Origin of the sequence: Sphingobacterium sp. UBA7038 (genome assembly GCF_002494055.1) — a bacterium.
Classification (GTDB): Bacteria; Bacteroidota; Bacteroidia; order Sphingobacteriales; family Sphingobacteriaceae; genus Sphingobacterium; species Sphingobacterium multivorum.
The window spans coordinates 1-20,275 of record NZ_DLAV01000023.1 but is presented as its reverse complement, the minus strand read 5'-3'; the positions used below and the strand labels follow the sequence as shown (position 1 = coordinate 20,275).

At 40.3% G+C, this 20,275-nt stretch carries 18 protein-coding genes; 12 read left to right on the top strand and 6 right to left on the bottom strand.

Translation table 11 applies throughout. The features are described 5' to 3' along the window. The first annotated feature begins 117 nt into the window (after positions 1-117). Entirely contained in the window at positions 118-378 is a 261-nt protein-coding gene (locus B3H30_RS15735; RefSeq protein WP_070567197.1) for a hypothetical protein, read from the top strand. Positions 379-553: 175 nt separating this feature from the next. Here the strand turns inward: B3H30_RS15735 and B3H30_RS15730 are convergent, their stop codons facing one another. After that, positions 554-967 carry a hypothetical protein gene (locus tag B3H30_RS15730; protein WP_070567195.1) on the bottom strand — a complete coding sequence of 138 codons (414 nt, stop codon included), beginning with the start codon at positions 965-967 and terminating at the stop codon, positions 554-556. Between the two features lie 67 nt (positions 968-1,034). Further along, positions 1,035-1,649 carry a sprT domain-containing protein gene (locus B3H30_RS15725; protein WP_286709849.1) on the bottom strand — a complete coding sequence of 205 codons (615 nt, stop codon included), beginning with the start codon at positions 1,647-1,649 and terminating at the stop codon, positions 1,035-1,037. A gap of 302 nt (positions 1,650-1,951) precedes the next feature. On the opposite strand from B3H30_RS15725, the gene recN reads away from it, so the two are divergent. Next, a complete protein-coding gene (gene recN, locus B3H30_RS15720) occupies positions 1,952-3,613 on the top strand; it encodes a DNA repair protein RecN (RefSeq protein ID WP_286777401.1) in 1,662 nt (553 codons plus the stop codon). 66 nt (positions 3,614-3,679) lie between these two features. Here recN and B3H30_RS15715 read toward each other — a convergent pair whose 3' ends face one another. Both B3H30_RS15715 and B3H30_RS15710 read right to left on the bottom strand, forming a co-directional pair. Continuing rightward, positions 3,680-4,099 carry a hypothetical protein gene (locus B3H30_RS15715; protein WP_070567189.1) on the bottom strand — a complete coding sequence of 140 codons (420 nt, stop codon included), beginning with the start codon at positions 4,097-4,099 and terminating at the stop codon, positions 3,680-3,682. A 140-nt stretch (positions 4,100-4,239) separates the two neighbouring features. Continuing rightward, positions 4,240-6,765, bottom strand: a complete 2,526-nt coding sequence (locus B3H30_RS15710) for an ATP-dependent Clp protease ATP-binding subunit (protein ID WP_286752861.1) — start codon at positions 6,763-6,765, stop codon at positions 4,240-4,242. A 185-nt stretch (positions 6,766-6,950) separates the two neighbouring features. Here B3H30_RS15710 and ettA point away from each other — a divergent pair, with 185 nt between their 5' ends. The 9 genes from ettA (at position 6,951) to uxuA (ending at position 17,770) form a co-directional block, all read left to right on the top strand. Beyond that, positions 6,951-8,633 (top strand): energy-dependent translational throttle protein EttA, encoded by a 1,683-nt coding sequence (gene ettA / locus B3H30_RS15705; RefSeq protein WP_046672222.1) that lies wholly within the window; start codon positions 6,951-6,953, stop codon positions 8,631-8,633. Positions 8,634-8,642: 9 nt separating this feature from the next. Continuing rightward, positions 8,643-9,827 carry a PAS domain-containing sensor histidine kinase gene (locus B3H30_RS15700; protein WP_286709847.1) on the top strand — a complete coding sequence of 395 codons (1,185 nt, stop codon included), beginning with the start codon at positions 8,643-8,645 and terminating at the stop codon, positions 9,825-9,827. Between the two features lie 42 nt (positions 9,828-9,869). Beyond that, a complete protein-coding gene (locus tag B3H30_RS15695; protein ID WP_070567183.1) occupies positions 9,870-10,937 on the top strand; it encodes a response regulator in 1,068 nt (355 codons plus the stop codon). Positions 10,938-11,310: 373 nt separating this feature from the next. Beyond that, positions 11,311-11,727, top strand: coding sequence for a lactate dehydrogenase (locus tag B3H30_RS15690; RefSeq protein ID WP_070567181.1), 417 nt, complete (start codon positions 11,311-11,313; stop codon positions 11,725-11,727). A 1-nt stretch (position 11,728) separates the two neighbouring features. After that, on the top strand, positions 11,729-13,099 hold the full coding sequence (gene hemN, locus B3H30_RS15685) for an oxygen-independent coproporphyrinogen III oxidase (protein WP_286727375.1): 1,371 nt from the start codon (positions 11,729-11,731) through the stop codon (positions 13,097-13,099). A gap of 9 nt (positions 13,100-13,108) precedes the next feature. After that, positions 13,109-15,502, top strand: a complete 2,394-nt coding sequence (locus tag B3H30_RS15680) for a heavy metal translocating P-type ATPase (RefSeq protein WP_201639495.1) — start codon at positions 13,109-13,111, stop codon at positions 15,500-15,502. 5 nt (positions 15,503-15,507) lie between these two features. After that, positions 15,508-15,699 carry a cbb3-type cytochrome oxidase assembly protein CcoS gene (gene ccoS / locus B3H30_RS15675; protein WP_070567177.1) on the top strand — a complete coding sequence of 64 codons (192 nt, stop codon included), beginning with the start codon at positions 15,508-15,510 and terminating at the stop codon, positions 15,697-15,699. 79 nt (positions 15,700-15,778) lie between these two features. Continuing rightward, a complete protein-coding gene (locus B3H30_RS15670; RefSeq protein ID WP_070567614.1) occupies positions 15,779-16,597 on the top strand; it encodes an SDR family oxidoreductase in 819 nt (272 codons plus the stop codon). 12 nt (positions 16,598-16,609) lie between these two features. After that, complete coding sequence (gene uxuA / locus B3H30_RS15665; protein ID WP_070567175.1) at positions 16,610-17,770, top strand: mannonate dehydratase; 1,161 nt, start codon at positions 16,610-16,612, stop codon at positions 17,768-17,770. A 141-nt stretch (positions 17,771-17,911) separates the two neighbouring features. Here the strand turns inward: uxuA and B3H30_RS15660 are convergent, their stop codons facing one another. Next, the gene (locus tag B3H30_RS15660; protein WP_201639494.1) at positions 17,912-18,934 is read right to left on the bottom strand and encodes a LacI family DNA-binding transcriptional regulator; all 1,023 of its coding nucleotides are present in this window, start codon (positions 18,932-18,934) and stop codon (positions 17,912-17,914) included. A 403-nt stretch (positions 18,935-19,337) separates the two neighbouring features. On the opposite strand from B3H30_RS15660, the gene B3H30_RS15655 reads away from it, so the two are divergent. Next, positions 19,338-19,505: a hypothetical protein gene (locus B3H30_RS15655; RefSeq protein WP_201639493.1), complete on the top strand. Its 168-nt coding sequence runs from the start codon at positions 19,338-19,340 to the stop codon at positions 19,503-19,505. 324 nt (positions 19,506-19,829) lie between these two features. On the opposite strand, the gene B3H30_RS15650 is transcribed toward B3H30_RS15655, so the two are convergent. Next, positions 19,830-20,060 (bottom strand): hypothetical protein, encoded by a 231-nt coding sequence (locus B3H30_RS15650; RefSeq protein ID WP_112374201.1) that lies wholly within the window; start codon positions 20,058-20,060, stop codon positions 19,830-19,832. Positions 20,061-20,275: the final 215 nt, after the last annotated feature.

The following is a 20,275-nucleotide window of genomic DNA, read 5'->3' as shown; positions in this document are numbered from 1 at the left end:
AACGGGGTTAATTTATCAGTATTGGGGGATGAAATGACAGTGGTTCCGCTTTTTTCATTTTTATTTTTCTAACATAGATTATTTTGTACATTTGTATCGAATAAAATCGAAATTGAAATGGCAGAAACTGTACAACCAAGAGGTCCAAAGACAACTGATAATAATGCGAACCAAACTCATTACTACAAAACATTAGTAGTAGCGATCGCTTTAGGTTTAATAGGTACATTTATCCGTTTTGTACCGGATGTATGTACGGCATTGGGCCAACAAACTTTTTTGTTTTCCGCAATAGCTAATATTGCTATGATCGTAGGTGCACTTATCGCATTCAAAACCGTTTTCGGAATTTTGGGATTTGGAAAAAACCGTGACTAATTAAAAGTAAACTAAGATATTTGAAAGCCCCAGTTTACTGGGGCTTTTTTATTTTAATCCTTTTTTTAAACTCAAGTTCATTGTTGACGATCCCGTCCCGTTATGCTTTCATGATCTACAAGGCACAAAAAAGGCCTCACAACGGTGAAGCCTTCTTTTGTATGATTATCGCAGACTACGCGAAAAGAGACCAAGTAGACCAAGGAATACGTGAAAGAATCAAAATCAAACCGATGATATAGAAAATAACAACCGTTTGGTTTGCTTTTTTTGCATTTTCAATCTTTTTAGCTTTAGAGTAACCAATTGTAATCAATACAATAGCAATGATCATGGTTAAAGGGTGTTCGATGATTTTAAAACGTAATGTCGGATCTTTCATTACGGCGCCAGAGATCATCGATGGATACTTTAAATAAAAGAATAAGATCAATCCCACCAATAATTGAATATGCGATGCAATGAAACCCAATAAAGCAATTTTACGGTTGTACGGTTTGTTGCCTAAATAGTTTGATAGGGTGATCACGATCGATATCACCAGGGCTAGCAATAATACAATTGCTATAGTCGAGTGTAAGTGTAACATAAAAGCTCTCTTTATTTATTTCCTAAGTTAGCAAAGATAAAAATATAATGAATGTATTTATCAAAAATCATTGTTCGAGCAGAAATACCTCCGCTATTGGATTAAATAAGTACATGCGTTTGCTACTCAATTCCATGCACTTATAGCGTTTTCTTATTTTTTCAATACGTTGAAATGAGCGACCATTTTGCAACCTAAAGAAATGACCATCCTCTAGGGATTCCACCGTAAGGGCACTGGTTTTGACGGTATCGTATGATTTTAAGGTGCGAAACAGGTGAAGGTCCGTGCAGCTCGAAGCCGCGGGGTTTTCCATGTAGCGATGAATGGCACTGCTAATATCGATTGGAAAAATATTCAATTTAAGGAAGGGCTCCATCAGTTCCTTGAAATTATTTTTCCACTCTGTACCATGTGGCTTGACACGATGCTGATGTTTATTCCAGGTTTGTAAATGGGCAAATTCATGGATCGTCGTAATCAGAAACGAATACGAATTTAAGTCGTGGTTGACCGAGATACGGTGTGGGCTCCCTTTGAATGGGGCACGGTAATCCCCCAGCTTGGTACTCCTTGAACGAGAGATCTTAAATAAGCAGCGGGTATGATTAATCCAGTTGGATATAATCGGCGCAGCTTCCTCGGGCATGTATTTTTTAAGCGTAGCACTATAATCTTGCATGCCATAAAAATAGGGATTTATTCATGTCAATAGTGCTAAATGAGAACATCCTTTTGTCAAAAATAAAAGCAGTTTACTAAAAATAGTAGTTTTTAATTTGGAAAAATGATATTATTTTTAGTATTTAGTACCTGAGAATATTAAAAGTGGGCATGTTATTAAAGCAGAGTAGCTGTTTTTTTAAATAAAATATATTGAAATCGCCTGAGTTTTAGGTAAATTACCTACAGAAAGGTTCATGAAACATAGGATCCGATTGAGGAACGGTATTTCCTCTAAACTGTAATTAGACCTTCAAGAATATGCTAGATACCTTACATATTAGAAATTATGCGCTCATCAACGAATTGGAAATCCAATTTGATAAAGGTTTGAATATGATTACCGGTGAAACCGGTGCCGGTAAATCTATTATCATGGGAGCATTATCGTGGATCTTAGGAAATAGAGCAGAAGGCAAGCATTTTTTCGACCCAACCAAGAAATGTGTGATTGAAGGGGAATTTAAAATTGGTTCTTACCAGTTACTTCGTTTTTTTGAGGAAAATGATCTCGATTACGCGGACCATACGATTATTCGAAGAGAGATATCTCCCGATGGTAAATCCCGGGCATTTATTAATGATTCTCCCGTCACCCTGGCTATCCTTAAAGCTTTAGGCGAGCAGTTGATTGATGTGCATTCTCAACATGCAACATTGCAGATTAATACAGAAGATTTTCAGTTTTTGGTAGTGGATAGTGTAGCAGGCTCTTTCGGACTGAAGCAAAGCTATCGAGAGAGCTTCTTCGCTTATAAGAAAGCAAAAAAAGAACTCGAAGAATTTAAGGATCTGGTAAAAAAAGCTGCAATAGAACAGGATTATTTTCAGTTTCAATTTGATGAACTTGACGCCGCCCGATTGGTGGCAGATGAACAGGAACAGCTCGAAGTACAACAGCGGCAGTTGGAAAATGCAGAAGATATCAAGCGTGCACTAACTGGGGCATCACATCTATTGGAAAATGAAGATACGGCAGTTTTAAGCCGTTTAAAAGAGACGATGAGCCAGGTGGAAGGCATTGCCTCATTTCTGCCTGAGGCTGCAGATTTGGCTGCACGATTAAAGAGCACATGGATTGAGCTGAAGGATGTCGCTGCAGAGCTGAGCTCTCTTGAGGAGGATACCCAAATCGACGAAGGTACTTTATTGGAAATCAATGAGCGCTTGAGCTTATTGTATTCCTTGCAGAAAAAACATCATGTGGACTCCGTTGAGGAGCTGATCAAATTACGCGATGATCTTGAATCCAAACTGTTTGCTATAAATTCCTCGGATGAGCAATTGGAGCGACTGGAAAAAGAGGTTGTGGCTAAATTAGCCATTGCCCAAAAAAATGCAAAGGAACTATCAGCAGCCAGGAGGAAGGTACTGGAGATGATCGCAAAGGATGTGCAAGCGACCTTGTCAAATGTAGGTATGCCGAATGCACGACTTCAAATTAATCTGGAACCATTAAAGGAAGGGGATATGCGGGAATCGGGGATGGATTCAATACAGTTTTTATTTTCGGCCAATAAAGGACAGGCATTGCAATCCATTCATAAGGTTGCATCGGGAGGAGAGCTTTCTCGTGTTATGTTGGCCATTAAATCCTTAGTTGCTAAAACTTCTGCATTACCTACTATTATTTTTGATGAGATCGATACAGGAATCTCTGGAGAGGTTGCGCTACGCGTAGGAGAGATGATGGAAAGTCTTGCTGAGAATATGCAGGTTATTGCTATTTCCCATTTGCCCCAAATTGCAGCTAAAGGTGCTGCGCATTATAAGGTATATAAGAAAGACAAAGCCAACCGAACCATATCCAACATTGTTCGTTTAGATCAAGAAGGGAGAGTCAAGGAAATCGCTCAGATGCTCAGTGGTACCAATCCCACAGATGCAGCACTGGAACATGCGGAGTTGTTACTGAAAGGATAGTTATTAAATATAAAATGCCTCAAAAACAACTAACTTTTGAGGCATTATAGTTTTGAAAATAAATTCCTAGTTTCCTATACTCGCATCCGTTAAAACGATCTTAACTTTCATATTGTCAGGCGCAACTGGTGTACTTCCGCTTACATCATTGGCATAAATGCGAACAACACCAATAGAGTAATTGTACGAAAACTGATATCCATATAGTTCTGAAGGAATCGCTTCGTATCTATCATTAGATGTGTCAAAAATGATCGCCGCACTAACATGACCGTCTTCATAATAACGTTGATCTAAATCACTGATTGCGACGTCTTTTCTATAAGTGTTATTGCCCTCTTTAATCCATTCAGTTGATTTTACGGGAAATACATAACTTGTGCCGTCTAAGACGTTCACTTCTTGTGTAATATATTCTTTCTTACAAGAAGAAAATGAAACCAGGGCGGCGGTTCCAATTAATGCTGCTAATAAAAGTCTTTTCATATTGTTCGTGTTATTTGTGACAATTTTTTTTATTATAGGACGATAAAATGATATGAAAGTTTAACGTCAACTTTCATTACAGCAAAAAATGCACCATAAAGGTGCATTTTATTGAAATTATTTTTGATTACAGCAGATGCTTACTTCTCAGCTGTGTCTTTTGAAGACTTAGAATCTGAGCTAGAGACTTCAATATCTTTTGTTTCAGGATTGATGCTAACGGTCAATACTGAACCCGTTTGCACATTCCCTTTGAGGATTTCTTCCGCAATTGGATCTTCCAAATACTTTTGTATTGCCCGTTTTAATGGACGTGCACCAAAATTACTGTCGTAACCTTTGTCTGCGATGAAATCTTTTGCCTCATCCGTTAAATTGATGGTATAACCTAAATCAGCGATACGTTTGAACAATGACCTTAATTCAATATCAATGATTTTAAAGATATTCTCTTTTGTCAATGAGTTGAACACAATCACATCATCGATACGGTTCAAAAATTCAGGAGCGAAAGCTCTTTTCAAAGCGGTTTCAATAACTCCACGTGAATGTGCATCAGATTGTTGTGACTTTGCTGCAGTGGTGAAACCAACACCCTGACCAAATTCCTTCAATTGGCGTGCACCAATATTTGAAGTCATAATGATTATGGTATTTCTGAAATCTACTTTACGGCCCAAACTATCTGTCAATTGGCCTTCGTCCAACACCTGTAACATGAGATTAAATACATCCGGGTGAGCTTTCTCAATCTCATCCAATAAGACAACCGCATAAGGTTTACGACGTACTTTTTCAGTCAATTGACCACCTTCTTCATAACCAACATATCCTGGAGGCGCTCCAACAAGGCGAGATACCGCAAATTTCTCCATGTATTCGCTCATGTCAATTTGGATCAGTGCATCTTCTGTATCAAACATAAATCGCGCTAATTCTTTAGCTAACTCTGTTTTACCAACCCCAGTAGGACCTAAGAAGATAAATGACCCGATTGGTTTTTTAGGATCCTTCAAGCCCGCACGTGTACGTTGAATAGCTTTAACCAATTTACCTACAGCGTCATCTTGACCAATGATTCTTCCCTTCATCAACTCAGCCATATTTAACAGTTTTTGACTGTCTGTTTGACTAACACGTTGTACTGGAATACCTGTCATCATGGCTACTACTTCAGCAACATTTTCTTCCGAAACAGTATAGCGTTTAGACTTCGTCTCTTCTTCCCAAGCGATTTTTTCTTTCTCGAGCTCCTCGATCAATTTTTTCTCCGTATCACGCAATTTGGCAGCCTCTTCGTATTTTTGACTACGAACGACTTTGTTCTTTTCCAATTTGACCTCTTCAATTTTATTCTCAATGTCAATAATGGACTGCGGTACATGAATATTGTTTAAGTGCACGCGAGAGCCTGCCTCATCCAAAGCATCAATAGCCTTATCTGGTAAGAACCTGTCTGTAATGTAACGTGTTGTTAACGACACACAGGCTTCAATCGCTTCTGGAGTGTAGGTCACGTTGTGGTGATCCTCATATTTCTCTTTGATACGATTCAATATTTCAACTGTTTCGTCATGTGTAGCCGGTTCAATCGTTACACGTTGGAAACGACGGTCCAAAGCACCATCTTTTTCAATGTATTGACGATATTCGTCCAATGTTGTTGCACCAATACATTGGATTTCTCCTCTTGCCAAGGCTGGTTTGAACATATTGGAAGCATCTAACGATCCTGAAGCGCCACCTGCACCAACGATGGTGTGAATCTCATCGATAAATAAGATGACATCCGGTGATTTCTCCAGTTCATTCATAACCGCTTTCATACGTTCTTCAAATTGACCGCGATATTTCGTCCCGGCAACCAATGAAGCTAGATCCAATGTAACTACACGCTTATTGAAGAGTACACGCGATACCTTGCGTTGGACAATGCGAAGCGCAAGTCCCTCCGCAATAGCTGATTTACCAACTCCCGGTTCACCGATTAACAACGGATTGTTCTTCTTGCGTCGGGATAAAATTTGAGACACACGCTCAATCTCTTTTTCGCGACCTACAATAGGATCCAATTTACCCTCTTCGGCAGCTTTGGTCAAATCACGGCCAAAGTTGTCCAATACTGGAGTTTTGGATTTAATATCCGAAACTTTTTTAGGTTGGATATATTGATCATCCTCTGCAAAATCATCATCGCCGGTAGGAGAGCCCGGAGCTTCGTCCTTGATCGTCGTTCTATTTTGCTCAACTTCAGATTTGAAGATGTCGTAAGTCACATTGTATTGTTGTAAAATCTGAGAAGCAATATTATCTTCATCCCGTAAGATAGCCAATAATAGATGCTCCGTTCCGATGATATCCGATTTGAATATTTTAGCTTCCAAATAAGTGATCTTCAAAACTTTTTCAGCCTGTTTTGTTAATGGCATATTGCCAATAGGTGCTCGTGAAACCGATGCCCCCTTCACTGCGTCCTCCACAGATTGACGTAGTGCTGCCGTGTCAATGCCTATGTTTTTAAGGATCTTTATCGCCATTCCATCGCCTTCACGAATCAATCCAAGCAATAAATGCTCTGTTCCTATATAATCGTGACGCAATCTTAAAGCTTCCTCTCTACTGTACGATATGACATCCTTTACGCGCGGTGAAAATTTTGCTTCCATTGAATACCTTTCTGTTTTATATTAAGGATATATAAATGTAGTAAATTCTGCATTTCAAACCTTAAAATTATTTTAAATAATGTCATCAACAATTAAGCCATGACCGTTATACGTCCAAAATGTCAGTATAAAAGATTACATTTGTATGTTAATATAACAAGAGTTTTCGAATTTTTTTAAATTTTATGTCAGACGAGAAGATCATTTTTTCGATGGCGGGTGTCAACAAGATCTATCCGCCTCAAAAACAAGTTTTAAAAAATATCTATTTATCTTTTTTCTATGGTGCGAAGATCGGCGTGATCGGTTTGAATGGATCAGGTAAATCTTCCCTATTAAAAATTATCGCTGGATTGGATAAGTCATATCAAGGCGAGGTGGTGTTCTCCCCTGGTTATTCTGTGGGTTATTTAGCGCAAGAACCTCAATTGGATCTTGAAAAGACTGTTCTTGAAGTGGTACAGGAAGGTGTTGCCGAAATTACAGCCATCTTACAGGAATACGAAGAAATCAACGAAAAATTTGGCCTGCCAGAGGTCTATGAAAATGCCGATGAGATGGACAAATTGTTGGCTAGACAAGGGGAACTTCAGGATATCATTGATGCCACTAACGCTTGGGAAATCGATTCGAAATTGGAAAGAGCAATGGATGCTTTACGTTGCCCCGAACCAGACGCGAAGATTGTCAATTTGTCAGGTGGTGAGCGCAGACGTGTAGCATTATGTCGCTTATTGTTGCAGGAACCTGATGTATTACTCCTGGATGAGCCGACCAACCACTTGGACGCCGAGTCGATTGATTGGTTAGAACAACATTTAAAACAATATAAAGGAACGGTCATTGCCGTTACCCACGACCGTTATTTCTTGGATAATGTAGCCGGATGGATTCTTGAATTGGATCGTGGTGAGGGTATTCCTTGGAAAGGAAATTATTCTTCTTGGTTAGATCAAAAAGCAAAACGCTTGGCACAGGAAGAAAAACAGGAAACCAAACGTCAAAAAACCTTGGAACGTGAGCTGGAATGGGTGCGTATGGCACCGAAAGCACGCCACGCCAAATCGAAAGCTCGTTTGCATAACTATGAAAAATTAGCTTCTGAGGAAACGAAAGAACGCGAAGAAAAATTGGAATTGTTTATTCCTCCGGGACCACGTTTAGGTAATTCGGTCATTGAGGCAACGAATATTTCCAAAGCGTATGGCGATCGTATCTTGTTTGAAAATTTGAGTTTCATGTTGCCGCCTGCGGGTATCGTAGGGATTATTGGACCCAACGGTGCAGGTAAAACAACCTTATTCCGTCTGATTACAGGTCAGGAAACACCTGACACGGGTTCTTTCAAGGTCGGAGAAACAGTAAAATTGGGTTACGTAGACCAAATGCACCACGACCTCGATCCTGAAAAATCGGTTTGGGAAAATATTACGGGTGGCAGCGACAATATGATGCTGGGTAACCGCTCGGTAAACTCAAGAGCTTACGTTTCCAAATTTAATTTTAACGGTGCTGATCAACAAAAGAAAGTAGGTGTACTTTCCGGTGGAGAACGTAACCGTGTTCACTTGGCTATTACACTCAAAGAAGGCTCAAATGTGCTCTTGCTCGATGAGCCGACCAATGATATTGATGTAAATACCTTACGGGCACTGGAAGAAGGCTTGGAGAATTTCGGCGGTTGTGCCGTTGTGATCTCCCACGATAGATGGTTCCTGGATCGTATCTGTACACATATCCTTGCTTTTGAAGGGGATTCACAGGTTTATTTCTTTGAAGGTAACTACACTGAATATGAAGAAAACCGTAAAAAACGTGTTGGTGACGTGACACCGCACCGTATTAAATACAAGAAACTGGTAAAATAAGCAACGATCATGGACGGTGGAAGGCTTTTATCTGCTATAATAGATCACGCTATTGATGGAATAATTACCATAGACAACAGGGGGAATGTGGAAAGCATTAACCCTGCTGCCTTGGAATTGTTCGGTTATCAGGCTGAAGAAGTGATCGGACACAATATCTCCATGTTAATGCCTGAACCTGATCGTGGTAATCACGATGGTTATCTGCATAATTACCAAACCACAGGCCACAAGAAAATTATCGGAATCGGTCGTGAAGTGATGGGCTTAAAGAAAAATGGAGAAACATTTCCATTCCGCTTGGCAGTCAGTGAGGTTTGGTTAAAAGATAAGAATATCTTTACCGGCTTTATTCACGATTTATCGCGTGAGAAAGCTGCCGAGGATATGCTCAAGCAACATGCAACCGAACTTGAACATAAAGTCAGTGAGCGTACACGCGACCTGATCTCCTTGGTGTCCGAACTTGAAAAGGCGAAGGCAGAGGTTTCTAAATCCTTGGAAAAAGAAATTGAGCTTAGCCAACTAAAATCACGTTTTGTGTCTATGGCTTCGCATGAGTTTCGTACGCCTCTAAGCTCCGTCCAGCTTTCGGCTTCTCTGATTGAAAAGTATTCCGAACGACCGGATGATAAGGCTAATATCATTAAACACACCAATAAAATTAAAAGTGCAGTTCAATTGCTCACAAGTATCCTGAACGACTTTCTGTCACTTGAAAAATTGGAAGCGGGTATTGTTGTGATGAATAAGCAATACATCAATCTCGTTGAGCTGGCAGAAGAGATCACCGAAGAAATGCAATTGATCTGTAAGAAAAATCAGCATATTGTATACCAACATACCGGAGAAATTGGGCATTTCACCCTAGATCCAAATTTGTTGAAAAATGCTTTGGTCAACTTAATCTCCAACGCGATCAAATATTCCGGAGAAGATACCTTGATCGAATTCACAACCTGTATCGACGACGAAGGCTGCTTAATATCCGTGAAAGACAATGGTATTGGTATACCCGAGGAAGATCAGGTACATTTGTTTGAGCCTTTTTTTAGAGCACATAATACAGGTAATATCCCTGGTACAGGATTAGGTTTGAATATTGTAAAACGATACATCGAATTGATGGCGGGGCAGATGGAATTTGAATCGGAAGTACACAAAGGAACTTCATTCAGAGTAAGCTTTAAATAAAGGTGAACTTGCAGATTCGCATAACTGAATAAATAATTGCAGATGAGAAATAAAAAGACAATTCTAATTATTGAAGATAATATTGATATCCGAGAGGGGACTACCGAAATATTGGAGTTGACAGGAAGGTATGATGTCATTACTGCCGAAAATGGACGTGTTGGCGTCGACCTGGCGACAAGACATATACCTGATCTGATTCTCTGTGATATCATGATGCCTGAATTGGATGGTTACGGAGTCTTATTTATGTTAAGCAAAATTGAGAGTACTGCTAAAATTCCGTTCATTTTTCTGACTGCCAAAGCGGAACGCGCAGATATGCGCAAAGCGATGGAAATGGGGGCGGATGATTATTTGACGAAACCTTTTGATGATGTTGAATTGATGAATGCAATAGATGTTCGCCTCAAAAGACATGAGCAGCTTGCAGCAGATATTCCTCAGGAAGAAGATTTGAGTTTGAGCGCCGAAGAGCAGGTATTGTTGCTAAAAGAGCTAATTGCCAATTCACGGGTGAAAACAGTGAAGAAAAAACAGTCTATTTATGAAAAAGATGATTCGCCAACGTACGTCTATTTTGTGAAATCTGGTCAGGTGCGCAGCTTTAAGTCCTATAAAGATGGACGTGAGCTGTCTACAGGTATTTTTATTGAAGGCAATTACTTTGGTTATGCTTCGATTTTGTTGAATGATAATTATGAAGACTACGCCGAAGCTGTTGAACAAAGTGAAATTGTGTTGATTCCAAAGGACAGTTTTTTGGAGCTGTTATGGAAAAAACCTGCAATAGCCAGTAAATTTATTAAGCTCCTTTCTGTCGACTTACGTGAAAAAGAAGAGCAATTGCTGGGTTTTGCCTATCATTCTGTCCGTAAGCGTGTCGCCAATGCCTTGATTAGCGTTGCTGAAAAAAGTGGAGTTAATATCAATGAGGCTGATGCATGCTCAATTGATGTGACACGAGACGGCCTAGCTTCAATTGCAGGGACAGCCAATGAAACTGTTTCCCGTATGCTCTCCGACTTTAAAGAAGAAAAACTGATTTCGAAAGAAAAAGGGAAGATATACATCAATTCCATCAAGAACCTGCGGGATGTGAAGCAGTAGCGATCAGCAGCTAAGATTTAAAAATCAATTTACTAAAAAAGGCGTGTTCAGTTTTTCTGAACACGCTTTTTTTCTGATAGCCTATGTTTACTGATTTGTGTCTTTTCATTAAAGTATCAATGCGAGTTCGCTATGCCGTTTTATTGAACTAGTTTGGTTTCATTGGTTTCAATGAACGTATAGTACGCGATTATTGGTCATATAATAGCTTTCGGTTGACTTTTACAGCTGTTGATGTTAGCGAAATCATGCAAGTTTTTGTGAATTGTGATAAATATCATTTTAAGGTGTGGTGCTATATCATCTTTTTGCCCATATGCATGATTTACTTTTGTTCTTAGGATAAACCTTAATTGGTGATTGTAGAATCAGAATGAAAGTAGTAGTATATAATGTAAGGTCATTTGAAAAAGAGTTTTGGGCATTGGCAAATGCCAAACAACATGATTTGACTTTGATTTCAAATGGATTAAATGCGGAGACACAGAATTACGCGCGTGGAAAAGATGCGGTAGTTATTTCCGTGAGCGATATGTTGGACGAGAGCATGCTACTTAATTTAAAAGGGTTAGGGATCAATAAGATTATGACCCGCAGTAAGGATACTGCTCATATCGATCTGGTAAAGGCTGGAGATCTGAATATTCAGATTGCCAATGCACCATTTGAAGATCAGAGTCCAAAAGGACTGGCAGAGCAGACCGTCCGGAATCTCAACTTATGGGGATTAGAAAAATGTGTTGGTAAAGCCTGTTGTTGTCTGAACGACTGTGCTAAAAAAATAAAATAAAATGATTACATCGCAGGTTACAATGGAAGAATTGGTGCAAAAATATAATGTTGCCGCACCGCGCTATACAAGCTATCCTACTGTTCCCTTTTGGGATAATGAAGCATTTTCCCGGGCAGCTTGGACTAATCAAGTCTACCAAACTTTCCAGCAGTCGAAAGAAAAAGGTATCAGCTTATATATTCACCTTCCTTTTTGTGAAAGCCTATGTACGTATTGTGGTTGCAATACGCGCATTACAAAAAACCATCGCGTTGAAGAACCTTATATTGCCTCTCTTTTGAAAGAATGGGAAATGTATGTCGCTTTATTTAAGGGAGAAAGACCGTTATTGGCAGAAATACATTTGGGTGGTGGTACTCCGACCTTTTTCCATCCGGATAATTTGAAAGTACTGATTGAGGGGATACTTAAACACGCAGACCTGGCTCCTGATCGTTCATTCTCTTTCGAAGCTCATCCTGCTAATACAACCGTCACACATTTAGAAACCTTATTTGACTTGGGATTTCGGCGCTTGAGCCTGGGAATACAGGATTTTGATCCACTTGTGCAGTTTGTGATCAATAGGCATCAAACTTTGGAGGAAGTGGAGGAGGTTATGCTGAATGCGCGGAAAATTGGATTTGAGTCGATCAACTTCGATTTGATCTATGGATTGCCCAAGCAAACATTGGCTACGGTGGAAGATACGATCCAAAAAGCGATGCTGCTCGGTCCAGACCGGATCTCTTTCTATAGCTATGCCCACGTGCCTTGGATAAAACCCGGTCAACGGCATTATACTGAAGCAGATCTACCTCATGGCGCAGCCAAACTCGCCTTATATAACCTTGGAAAAAAAATGATTTTGGCCCATGGCTATGAAGATGTCGGTATGGATCATTTTGCGAAAAGAGAGGACGAGTTATTTGTGGCTTTTCAACAAGAAAGATTACATCGCAATTTTATGGGGTATGCCGATCGATTTAGTCCCTTGTTAATCGGTATCGGAGTCTCTTCGATCAGCGATGCCTGGGGGGCTTTTGCTCAAAATGTGAAGACCGTAGAAGAATACCATAAACTTATTGATGGAGGGGTATTGCCCGTTATAAAAGGACATATACTCAACGAGGAGGATCTTCTTGTAAGGCGTTATATCCTCGATATGATGTGTAAAGGCAAAGTGCATTTGCCGACAGGTGCGCCGTTGAATGAGCAGATTATCGACGAATTGTCTGAACTTGTTGCAGATGGTTTAGTCTCCATATCCGGCGATCTAATTCAATGTACTGCTATTGGACGCTCCTTTTTAAGAAATATCTGTATGGCCTTTGATCAGCGATTATTGCGTTCAAAAGCACAAAATCAATTATTTAGTCAGGCAATTTAGAACGAAGGTATGGCAGAGCTAAGGGATGAAATACAACTTGCAGAAAAATGTTTCCATTGCGGTGATAAAATTGAGGAAACGGGCTATCAGCTTGATCATCATGATTTTTGCTGTCTGGGATGTCAGACCGTTTACCAAGTACTGAACGATAGTGGTATGCAGCAATATTATCGCTATAATCAGCACCCGGGTAAATCAAATAAATCCAAGCAAGAAGATTTTTCCTATCTGGATGAACCACAGATTGCCGGTAAATTAGTGGATTATAAAGATGATAAGATGACTATCATCACCTTTTATATTCCAGCTATTCACTGTAGCTCTTGTATCTGGTTGCTGGAAAATTTATATAAACTAAATCCCAACGTACTGCAGTCGCGCGTGGACTTTATGAAGAAACAGGCGAGCATTACATTCAATCACAATGAGCTGCCATTGAAAGACCTGGTTTATCTTTTGGTCAATATCGGTTATGACCCTAAAATCACTTTGCAGGATGTTGTAAAGGAAGGGAATAGAAATAATTTGAATCCTTTGGTCGCAAAAATTGCTGTTGCCGGTTTCTGTTTTGGAAATTCTATGTTATTCAGTTTCCCTGATTATTTTGGAATGGGGAGTTTTGAAAAGGAATATGCCAATTTCTTTGGTTATATAAACCTGGCCTTTGGTCTCCCTGTTTTATTGTATTGTGCATCGGATTATTTCAAATCGGCCTATTGGAGTCTGAAACAAAAGCGGTTGAATCTGGATGTGCCATTAGCTCTAGGAATCCTCGTGTTATTTTTGCGTTCCGCGTTTGAGGTGATCACACAGACAGGAGCTGGTTTTACGGATACACTCTGTAGTCTTGTATTCTTTATATTGATCGGAAAATGGGTACAACAACGTACCTATTATCATATCTCATTTGAACGGGATTACCGGAGTTATTTCCCCGTGGCTGTAACAGTATTGACGGAATCAGGGGACAAACCTGTACAATTAGCTGACGTTCATATCGGTGACCGTATCTTGGTTCGGAACAATGAAATTATACCCGCTGATGCCATGCTTTTAAAAGGCGATGCTGCGATAGATTTTAGCTTTGTAACGGGAGAATCAAGTCCGGTCAGTAAGACCTTAGGCGAAATTATCTATGCCGGCGGACGCCAGACGGGGGAAGCGATAGAACTTGAAGTGGTCAAACCGATTTCACAGTCCTATTTGACCAAATTATGGAATAATGAGAATTATAAAGATTATGACAAACATTTTCAGACTTTTGTCAACTTTATAAGTAAATATTTTACTGTTGTTTTATTGGCTATTGCACTATTGGCTGCCTTATTTTGGGCCGTTGATGGAAGTGCAAGCCGGGCTTGGGGAGCTTTTACGGCGGTATTAATTATCGCATGTCCATGTGCGTTGGCGTTGAGCTCTCCATTTACCCTTTCTGCAGCGCTAAGTATTTTTGATCGAAATAAGTTCTATGTGAAAAATACGGCCGCAATTGAGCAGATGGCAACGATTGATACTTTGGTGTTCGATAAAACTGGCACAATATCATCGCCTAAAGCAACTTCAATTTATTTTGAAGGTAGTCTTTCAGCAATTGACAAAAAGTTACTGAATGCGGTATGTAGAAACTCTAGCCATCCATTGAGCCGTGAGATTGTCAAGTGGCTGAATGTCTCTTCTGCTATTTCGATACAGGATTTTAAGGAATTTCCGGGAAAGGGGATGCAGGCTAATGTAAGTGGCAAGGAAATTAAAATCGGTAGTGCTAACTTTTTGAATATCGGTAACATTAAAACAGATGGTTCAGTGGTTTTTATTCGTATAGGTGAGGAGTTAAAGGGGTATTTTACCATGGAGCAATCCTGGAGGGATGGCCTTTCGGCTTTGATTGAAGATTTTAAAGTCGAATACGACCTTCATTTAATCTCAGGGGATAACGATAGACGTCTGGATGCACTCCAGTTAATTTTTCCCTCGAATGCAAGTTTGCTTTTTAATCAATCACCAATGGAAAAACTGGAAACCATTCAAAATTTTCAGGTAGCAGGAAAGCATGTCTGCATGATTGGTGATGGCCTTAATGATGCGGGGGCATTGCGTAAAGCAGATTTGGGCATCGCCGTGAGTGATGATATCAATAACTTCTCTCCCGGCTGCGATGCGATACTGGATGGGGAGTCATTTTCAAAAATGCCGGATTTCTTTGCTTTTAGCAAAGATGCGGTGAAAGTAATACATATGAGCTTTGGTATATCTCTTTTATATAATGTAATTGGATTGAGCTTTGCCGTGCAAGGTATTATGTCGCCGTTATTTGCCGCGATTCTAATGCCAATAAGTACGGTAACGATCATCTCCTTTACAAGTCTCATGACGAGGTGGTATGCCAAACGCCGTAAACTCTAGTTGTTATGGAAATAATGTATATTTTGATCGGTTGTAGTGTTTTGTTGGCTTTGGTTTTCCTATGTGCTTTTTTCTGGGCAAATAAAACCGGTCAGCATAACGATACCTATACACCTTCTATACGGATTCTGTTTGATGATGAAACGACAGAAGAAGAAGAAGATAAGGAGGGCGGCGTAACTAAAACGTTATCGTAATTAAATCAATTACTTTTTTTTGTAATTAAGGTTATTATCAATAAAATTGGGGGTAAATACCAATTTGAAAAAAAAATACATGCATAATAATCCATTTTCATTAAAAGATAAGGTAGTTGTAATTACGGGAGGTACAGGGATTTTAGGCGAAGCATTTGTTGAGGCTTTGGCCGAGGCAGAAGCCAAAGTCGCAATCCTTGGACGTAATGGACAAATCGGAGCGGAGCGTGTCCAGCAGGTAGAGTCTGTTGGTGGCGAAGCTATATTTATTGAAGTTGACATCATGAACGAACAGGATGTCACTCGGGCGAAAGATGAAGTTTTGCAAAAGTGGGGTAGGATAGACGCTTTAGTAAACGCCGTTGGAGGCAACATTCCAGGTGCAACAATTGGTGCCGATCAAGATTTATTTGCGAGCAATATTCAGGATACTATTAAAGCGATAGAGCTTAATTTGTATGGTACAATGATTCCTACGCATATTATTGGTCGTGTGATTGCTGAAAGCGGAAAAGGTGTCATCATCAATATATCTTCTCTTACAGCCAGTCGTCCTTTTACACGTGTTTTGGGCTATACTGTTGCAAAACACGGTATCGATGGGTATACAAAATGGATGGCCACCGAGCTCGCTCAGCGTTATGGCGATCAAGTTCGGGTTAATGCAATCGCTCCCGGCGTATTCTTAACCAAGCAGAACAAAAACTTATTGATCAATCCAGACGGTACGTATAGCGACCGTACCAAACGTATTCTTAACGGAACTCCCTATAACCGTTTGGGCGACCCTCGTGAGTTAAAAGGAACTTTAATCTATCTATTGAGTGATGCATCGGCCTTTGTGACAGGGGAGACGGTTTTTGTCGATGGTGGTTTTAATGCATGGTGTGGCGTTTAATTAAACTTTAAGATGAGAAAATTAGAACAAACCTGGCGTTGGTATGGCCCCAATGACCCGGTATCTTTACAGGATATCAAACAGGCTGGAGCTACTGGTATTGTTACGGCATTACATCATATTCCACACGGTGAGGTATGGCCATTGGCAGACATTCAAGAAAGAAAACGCATTATAGAAGATGCTGGTCTTACCTGGTCTGTTGTGGAAAGTGTGACGGTACACGAAGAGATTAAGACAAAAGGTGCTAGAGTCGATGAATACCTTCAGAAATATAAGGAGACTTTAACCAATCTCGCACAATGCGGCATCAAAACAATTTGTTATAATTTTATGCCAGTGCTTGACTGGACGCGAACGCAATTGGACTTAACCATGGCGGATGGTTCAAAAGCATTGTATTTTGACTGGATTGATTTGGCACTTTTTGATATCTTTATATTGAAACGTGATGAAGCACAGACAGCGTATCCAGAGGATGTTGTAAAACGTGCAACTTTACGTTTCGATGAAATTTCCGAACAGCAAAAAGAAGAATTGGCAAATGTTGTCTTAATGGGAATCCCCGGAGAGAAGAATGTGGAATTGGATGCGTTAAAAGCGAGCATTGATACCTATAAGCATATTGGACGGGATGGTTTACGCGATAATTTGGTTTATTTCCTACGGGGTATTGCGGCAACTTGTGAGGAGAATGGTATATGCATGACCATTCATCCCGATGATCCACCGTATCCTATTTTAGGTTTGCCCCGCATCGTTAGTAATGGTGAGGATTTCGAGTATTTTTTAAAAGCGGTTCCACAACAATTTAATGGTGTCTGCTTTTGTACAGGATCCTTGGGAGCCAGTCAGACAAACGATCTACCAGCTATCTTAGAAAATATTAAAGGGCGGGTAAATTTTGTTCACTTACGGAATGTGAGAAAAGATGCGATCGGAAGCTTTTACGAGGCAGACCATTTGGATGGGGATGTCAATATGTATAAAATCATGAAAATACTGGTTGCTGAAAATCAATTGAGATCTACAGCGATCCCATTCAGACCAGATCACGGCCATCAGATGCTGGATGATCTGAATAAAGTAACAAATCCAGGGTATTCTGCCATTGGAAGATTGAGAGGGCTTGCGGAATTACGGGGCCTAGAGTATGGTATTGTTGGTGAATGATACCAATCATTCAAGCGAAGATTAGAGATTATGACCTGTAATAGTGGTCTAGCATAACGACAGTCGGGAAATAAGAGCGCTAACGTCTTATTTCCCGACTGTTTTGTTTTAAGTATGTCGGCGAGACTATAATCAAAAGAATTATAAGGAAGATTTGCGAATGATGAGCTGTGTTGGAAGCTCAATCGTTTCAAATTCATGTATTGGTCTTGTTTGGTTAATGGTGGCGATTAATTTATTTGTTGCTAATTCTCCAATTTCTGTTGCAGGCTGTACAACGGTGGATAGCGCTGGATTTAACGAAGCAGCAATTTGTGTGTTTGAAAAACCGATAACGGCAACTTCGGAAGGAACCTGAATCTGAAGCTCAGCCAAAATACCCAATGTTCGGGTTGTAATAATATCTGTTGCTCCAAAAATTGCATCTATATTTTTATGCTCAAGATATTCTTTGCGCAAAATCTCCCGAATTGTTTCGTCTATATCGGTGGTATTATTAAAACTACATTCGATATAATGTCTAGTATCAAAAGGAATCCCCGCATCTGATAAAGCAGATTTAAAGCCATTTAATCGTTCAGCTGCGACCCCTAAGTTCTTTCCGGTGATATGCAAAATATTCTTTTTACCTTGTTCGATGAGATGCTTTGTGGCATTATATGAACCCTGGAAATTATTGACACCAACCTTGAATGTGTCGAGCTGGTGATTGATACGATCAAAAATAACGACGGGGATCTGCGATTTTATCAATGCTTTTAGCTCTTCAATATTTGAATCGGAAGAAACCGGAGATATCATTAAGCCATCAATACCGCGCATGCGTAAGACGTCAATACAATTTTTTTCGATCCGTTCGTCTTCCCGGCTTTGCATGAAAATAACGTCATAGACAGTCTGTTGAGAGGCTATTTGAATTCCATCGAGGATTTGTGAAACGAATGTATTACTAATGTTGGATACAATAACCCCTATTGTATTGGATTTTCCTATTTTTAAGCTCCGTGCCAACTTATTTGGGCGGAAATTATGCTTTTTGGCATATTCCTGAACCATCTTTTTAGTCGCTTCACTTATTTCGTAGCTGTCTGATAATGCTTTGGAAACCGTCGAAACAGAAATATTGAGTGCCAACGCTATATCTTTCAGGGTAGTTCTGCTCATCGCTTTGGTGGTTATTTTAAGAAGATAAATCTACATAAAAAAATGTATAAATGTGTTTTTATCTTCATAATTAGCCATTATCTATGGTCGGCTGGGACTTAGTCAATGGATTTGATTGGCAGGATTTCCTTTTTCTAATCCCTCTTCAAAATTAAAAAGAAGTTCGACATACTCGAAGCTAACCAAGGGCTTTTTGGCCCATGTAACCTATGCGAGTCCGAGTGTTTGGTGTTTTTTTGGCTATTTTTCGGTATTTCTAGGTAAGATGTCGCGCTGCGGTTCGTTTCGTTTTCGATCTTGAACCAGTCCAGAATCTATCCTGAATGAGCCTAGCGAGGGTTTAGCTAGGGCTTAGTTTCGCCCTGCGGGCAGGGTGCGGCTACCTTAAAAGTAACCTGAATCCGTGCCAGAGTCGGACTCAACACGGACTCAACACGGACAGGACACGGTTGCAGGGCAAACCTACCCCGAGCATGGTACGAAGCAGGTGGGGAGGGGAGCCGAAGGTTCCCGCAAGCCCTGCGTAGCAGCCGGAGCCCTGTCCACGGGGCGGAACCCAAGTTTGCCCTAAATGAGCCGTGCTTCCCCAGTAAATAAAGAAAAGTTGAAGACTTCTTATTCCTTAGGTTAGCTTTTGTTTATATTTAGCTTAGCAATAAGTTAGGTTTTGTTTAGCTATAACCTATACTATACCTAAACAAAACCTAACTAAAACCTAAACTAAACCTAAGTAAAACGGTACAAAAGTATAGCTACAGAAGAAGGTATTCCGGCAGCCTGTGTTCTGCCATTGTTCTGGCTTTATCAATAGCCGGCACACCGTTTTCAATTGGGCAAAAGCAGAGCGAAGAATGCCCTTTGCATCTTTCAGGCCTAACAATACCACCTTTACTGTTCACGATACCGTTTCTCTTTCCCCGGGAAGTGGGAACACAGCAGGGTTAGCCCGGTTTCCGCGGTACGATCCAATTTCCAGCACCATTCCTTTTTCCCCAGGGAAGCCTGTGCCAAAGCCCGGTTCCCGGTATGTACGCAGCGCGCCGCGGTTCCCCTGCAATGTCCAGGTTAGATCCCGGTTCCCGTCCCCATTCTGTGCCGGATCCGGCGTTCCCAGCCTTCCGATCACCTGCTTTACAAAAAGAATATCGCACCGTTACAGGCAGTTAAGGGCAAAATGAAATAAATAAGAACAAAAGTCTTGGAAGTTTGTTAGTAAACTCCCTATCTTTGCACCACTCCACAAGGGAGGGACGGTTACTTCGAAAGAAGAAACCATGAAAAAAAAGAAGGGTTTAAGTAAGACGGGCAGGATTTAAAATCCCGCAGATTTTATTTTAAACG